This is a genomic window from Planococcus sp. A6, assembly GCF_028823615.1.
GTDB lineage: Bacteria > Bacillota > Bacilli > Bacillales_A > Planococcaceae > Planococcus.
The window spans coordinates 1-4699 of sequence record NZ_JAPEHT010000183.1 but is presented as its reverse complement, the minus strand read 5'-3'; the positions used below and the strand labels follow the sequence as shown (position 1 = coordinate 4699).

7 protein-coding genes are annotated in these 4699 nt (G+C 49.9%); 2 read left to right on the top strand and 5 right to left on the bottom strand.

Going from position 1 to position 4699, the window contains the following annotated elements; all coding sequences use genetic code 11:
• Positions 1–122 precede the first annotated feature (122 nt).
• Together ON064_RS17135 and ON064_RS17130 are read right to left on the bottom strand one after the other, a co-directional pair.
• Positions 123–1052: an NAD(P)/FAD-dependent oxidoreductase gene (locus ON064_RS17135; RefSeq protein ID WP_274625720.1), complete on the bottom strand. Its 930-nt coding sequence runs from the start codon at positions 1050–1052 to the stop codon at positions 123–125.
• Positions 1049–1465, bottom strand: coding sequence for an Rrf2 family transcriptional regulator (locus ON064_RS17130; RefSeq protein WP_274625719.1), 417 nt, complete (start codon positions 1463–1465; stop codon positions 1049–1051). The genes ON064_RS17135 and ON064_RS17130 overlap by 4 nt, the downstream gene beginning before the upstream one ends.
• 319 nt (positions 1466–1784) lie before the next feature.
• Here ON064_RS17130 and ON064_RS17125 point away from each other — a divergent pair, with 319 nt between their 5' ends.
• A complete protein-coding gene (locus ON064_RS17125) occupies positions 1785–2072 on the top strand; it encodes a hypothetical protein (protein WP_274625718.1) in 288 nt (95 codons plus the stop codon).
• A 91-nt stretch (positions 2073–2163) separates the two neighbouring features.
• Positions 2164–2772, top strand: coding sequence for a type 1 glutamine amidotransferase family protein (locus ON064_RS17120; protein WP_274625717.1), 609 nt, complete (start codon positions 2164–2166; stop codon positions 2770–2772).
• A gap of 56 nt (positions 2773–2828) precedes the next feature.
• On the opposite strand, the gene ytvA is transcribed toward ON064_RS17120, so the two are convergent.
• From ytvA to ON064_RS17105, 3 genes are all read right to left on the bottom strand, one after another.
• Entirely contained in the window at positions 2829–3605 is a 777-nt protein-coding gene (ytvA, locus tag ON064_RS17115) for a YtvA family blue-light photoreceptor (protein ID WP_274625716.1), read from the bottom strand.
• Between the two features lie 78 nt (positions 3606–3683).
• Positions 3684–4076: a hypothetical protein gene (locus tag ON064_RS17110; protein ID WP_274625715.1), complete on the bottom strand. Its 393-nt coding sequence runs from the start codon at positions 4074–4076 to the stop codon at positions 3684–3686.
• 187 nt (positions 4077–4263) lie between these two features.
• On the bottom strand, positions 4264–4699 hold a 436-nt coding region (locus tag ON064_RS17105; RefSeq protein ID WP_342455360.1), incomplete at its 5' end, for a FixH family protein.

Here is a 4699-nt window from a genome sequence, read left to right as displayed (position 1 = left end):
TTTTTTGATGTGCAGCTGATTGAGCAAGGCTTCCGCTGTCAGGCCGCCGTTTCGCTGCGGATCGTCCAAATAGGCGATTTTGTTATGATGCTTATGCATAGTCTCCCTCTTTTCTGCATGGTTCATTCGCCGAATCGTTCTTCCGTGAAGGCCGCGACAACACTGGTGGCGGCGAGACTCCCTTGTCCGGCTGCGATGATCAATTGCGCGGGCCCCATGGAAATATCACCGCAAGCAAAGACACCTTCGACATTGGTGCGCTGCATCGGGTCGGTCTCCACCCCACCGCGTTCGTTGATGTAGCATCCCAAATCTTTTGCGACGGAGGTGGACTGGTGCCACTCGGCTGTGACAAATCCACCGGAGCGCTCGATCGTCGTGCCGTCTTCGAATGTGATGGCGCGCAGCTTGCCGTTTTCGCCGTCCAGTGAACGGATCGGTTCTTCGTAGACGAGGACGCCATGGTGCTCAAGCGTTTTTTGCTCATCAGGGGTGATGTGTTTTTTACCGTTGGTCGCGATGATCAAATTGTTCGTCCAGTTGGAGACGACTTTTGCGAGATGCCCCGCTGCTTCATTTTCCGAAATGATGACCAGCGGCTCGCTGCGCATTTCATAGCCGTCGCAGAATGGGCAGCTGAACAGGCTTGTGCCATAAAACTCCTGGACGCGCGGAATGTCCGGCAAGGTTTCCGTAAATCCGGTCGCCAGAATCACTTTTCTCGCGTGGAATACTTCCCCGCCTTCCGTTTCGATGCGGAAAGCTTTTGGTTCTTTCGTGACCGTTGCGACGCGGCTCGTGTTGATCTCGACATCCGGGTAATGCGTGAGTTCTTGTTGCGCCAATCGTTTCAGTTCCTGGGGATTGATGCCGTCGCGTGTCAAAAATCCGTGCGATTCATGCGTCACGCGGTTTCTCGGCTGGTTATCATCGAAAAGCAAGGTCTTTTTCAATGAACGGCCGAGCACGAGCGCTGCATTGAGCCCCGCCGGCCCGCCGCCGATAATCGCACAATCGAGCGCTGCTTTCTGGTTAGTAAACGAATCGTTCATTTCCCATCGCCTCCTTGGTGTTGTCCTGCCTGTTCTGCAATATCCACTAACAGTTGTTCCTGAAGTTCTTTTTTCATATTGGCTTCGGCGTCCCGCATGACTTTCTCAATCAGGCAGCCTTCGTGGCGATGGAGCGTGCAGTCGAATAAATGGCTCTCGCCTTCAATCGTCTGGATCACATCGAAAAACGAGATGTCCCGCTCGCCGCGTGCCAGCCGGTAGCCGCCTTTTGCGCCCGGTGTCGACTCGATCAAGCCGGCTTTTGTCAGCTTGGTCAAGATTTTCGACAAATAAGTCGGCGATAACTGCTGGGCTTTCGCCAGTTCCTGTACGCCGATCGACGCATCACGCGGGAGGCGAATTAACTGCACCATCGTATGCAAGGCGTAGTTTGTGGCATTTGAATACTTCATCGGACATCCCCCTCAATTTCTTTCGCGGATATTAAAGACTCTTGTTGTCTGTAATTAAATCTAATTTACCATTCGTAAATGTTCCCGTCAATGAGAAGCGCTTCGTTTTTATTTCCCGGGCAATGAAGTTCTCACAGTGAAGGCTTCCGGTTAGCAGAAAATGAAGCTTGGTGCGACGTGCCGCTTGATAGCGAACAGCTAAACGCGCTACAGTTAAACAAAGCCGAATTGAAACAAGCGGCTTATTGGAAACCGAATACGACAGGCCAATTGATATTCAATCATTGGGACTGATAAAACGACAAGGAGTTTGGATATTATGGCTGCTTCACAAAACAACGACCCTGAAAAAAGCTTAAAAAACGTTATGACACTCTACGGCGCCGCCCTGTTCTTAGGTCTCGCGATCTCGATTTTCGCCCACCACATAGAAGACGTCAGCGGCTTTTTAACCTTCCTAGTGCCGGCAGCGGTGCTGTACTTTTTCGTCTTGTTCGCTTACTTTAAAAAAGGCATGTTGCGAAAAATCGCTTACGGCATCATGGCAGTCATCGGCCTCATCAGCCTGTTTATGATTTTCTATTTGGAAATCACCGGCGGCCACTGACACATAGCCACTTCCCGGAAGTATACGCTTATGACTGTGCTATAATTCGCTTAACGAATAAGCGAATATTCACACGAAAGGAATGAACAGCATGAACGAGAAAGTCCTTTTTGTGCTATTGGACGAGTATGCGGACTGGGAAGCAGCGTCTTTGGCAGCGGCATTGAACGAAGAACCGGAAGGCGACGGCCTCAGATTCGATGTGAAGACGGTGTCGCTGACAAAAGAGCCGGTTCGATCAATCGGCGGCTTTACCGTGGTGCCCGATTACAGTATTGACGATGCCCCGGAGGAATTCGCGGGATTGATCCTCATCGGCGGCAATTCCTGGCGCAAAGACGGCAGCGAACGCGTCATGGAGCTGGTCGACAAAGCAATCAGCCAGCAAGCCGTGCTCGGCGCCATTTGCGACGCCTCGGTATTTCTCGGAAAGAACGGCTTGTTAAACGATGTGCCGCATACGAGCAATCATCTGGACGATTTGCAGGAAACTTCAGGCTATCGCTACACGAACGAATCCCGCTACCTCCAACAGCAAGCCGTTCGCAGCGGACAGCTCATCACCGCCAACGGCTCCGCATTCCTCGAATTCGGTAAAGAAGTGCTCGAAGCGCTGAATGCCGCACCGCAAGCGGAAATCGATGAATGGTACGGGTTTTTCAAGCAAGGCTATCACGATTACACAAAGTCACAGCAGTAGAACGTAGAAATCCCCTTGTTCCGATGTGGAACAAGGGGATTTTTTCAGTTTATCGGTTATTTCGACTGCAGACGCTGGATGACTTGCTGCACCGTCGCAAAGGTCAACAAACTCTGGTCATCATCTTTAATATTGACGATTTCCATGGCGGTTTTAGGGCTGATGCCGGAAATGTACAATTTGCTTCCCATCAGCCTCAGTACATCCTGAATCATCAAGAGGTTGGTGTAGAGGAAATTCTTCTCCCACAGTACACCCGTGACGTCGATGATGATGTGTCGTGTGCGCGTATCGCGAACGAAATGGCTCAATTTCGAGGTCAGGACGTCAAAACGCAAATTGTTCATCTTCCCGACCAAGGCCACTGCTCCGATATTGTCGTCGATCGGCAAAATCGGCAGCATTTGCTCGTTGATTTCCTGCTCTTTTTCGTTCAGCTCCACTTGCTGTTCCACTTCGTTGGTAATGTCCGTTTGCGTGCCGATGAAATATAGGTGGCCGTCCATGGTGACCGGTTCAATGTTCAGCCGGTTCCAAAACGTTGTGCCGTCTTTTCGGTAGTTTTCCAGCGTGACGGTGATTTTCTCACGTTTTTCGATGGCCTGCCGGATTTTTCCGATGGTGAAACGGTCGGTGTTGTCGCCTTGCAAAAAGCGGCAGTTTCGCCCGATAATCTCGTGTTCTGCGTACCCTGTCAGTTGTGCGAAGGTTTCATTATAGTAGATGATCGGGTTGTCTTGTTGTTCGGGGTCTGTAACGACGGCCGCTACTTGGCTGCCGTTCAGCATGGCTTCTAGTAATTCGCTTTTGATTTCTGTTTGTAAGTGGTTCATGTTCATTCTCTCCGATCTATAAGGGTTGGTTTCTGTCATATGCGAAGTCAACATTGCTTGAGTTGGATCGGAGATGGATCATGGTTCGATTTCTTTCAGCGCTGCGACCAGTCTCAAGGCAAAATGCCTAGGCGGCTCGAGCGATTCCATCGTGATTTCAACAAGGTTCTGATTCATGTGGATGCACTGGCGAAATGCAATCGGCAGCGGAATCGGGAATTTGCGCAAGGTCTCTTCAAAAGCCAGTATTTCTTCCGGCAAGATGTATACACGGGCTTTATTGACAGCCGCGCCGTCTTGCTGGAAATGCCCGAAGCTGATTTCCATATCCAGTTTGAAAACAAAAAGACTGGAGCCGAGGAAAATATCCAGTTTCTTGGTTTTTGTGAAATGAAACTTTCCTTCACTGTATTCACAGCGTGCCTTCAAGGTTCTTCTGACTTCATCAGCAATCAATAACTCTTCGTTCACTTATACCGTCCTTTCGTCCTGTTCCGCGGCTCCAAGTTTTTCTATAATGTTCTATACCCGAAATTATTGCTTTTTTCCCATTCAATGAAAATTTCTCTAAACCTTATGCTCACGTCTTTTTAACAATTTTAGTTAATCAGGACTTTATGTGCGGTTCGAGAAGAAGGTTTCGGCAAAAAAATCACTTTTAATGATGGTGCCCGGAACTTCCCTCATCCGGTTCCGGCCCTTCTTTCAAACTGTCGAGTTCGCTTTCGGAAAGGTCCCCGACAATGAATTGGTAATGGGGATTACTGATGGCATCTCCGCTACCGGCATGCACTTCGAGGAAATACAGCCCAGCGCTCTTAAAACTGGCTTCCATTTCATAAACGCCGCCTCCCAGCGCTTGCGCTTCTTTCATCGGATACGGAATCGAGCCATCCTGCTTGCGCACTTCAAAATGAACAAAATTCGCTTCGTCCACCGGTTCACCGTTTTGCGTCAATTTCGCCTTAACATTAACGGTTTCACCGGGAGCGATTTCTTCCGGCACTTCCGCTGCGATCTGCAACGGCGCTTCTTGCTTATACAAATCCGCCGCATCGCCGCGCACCGAACAAGCGCTTAACAGCAAAATGGCG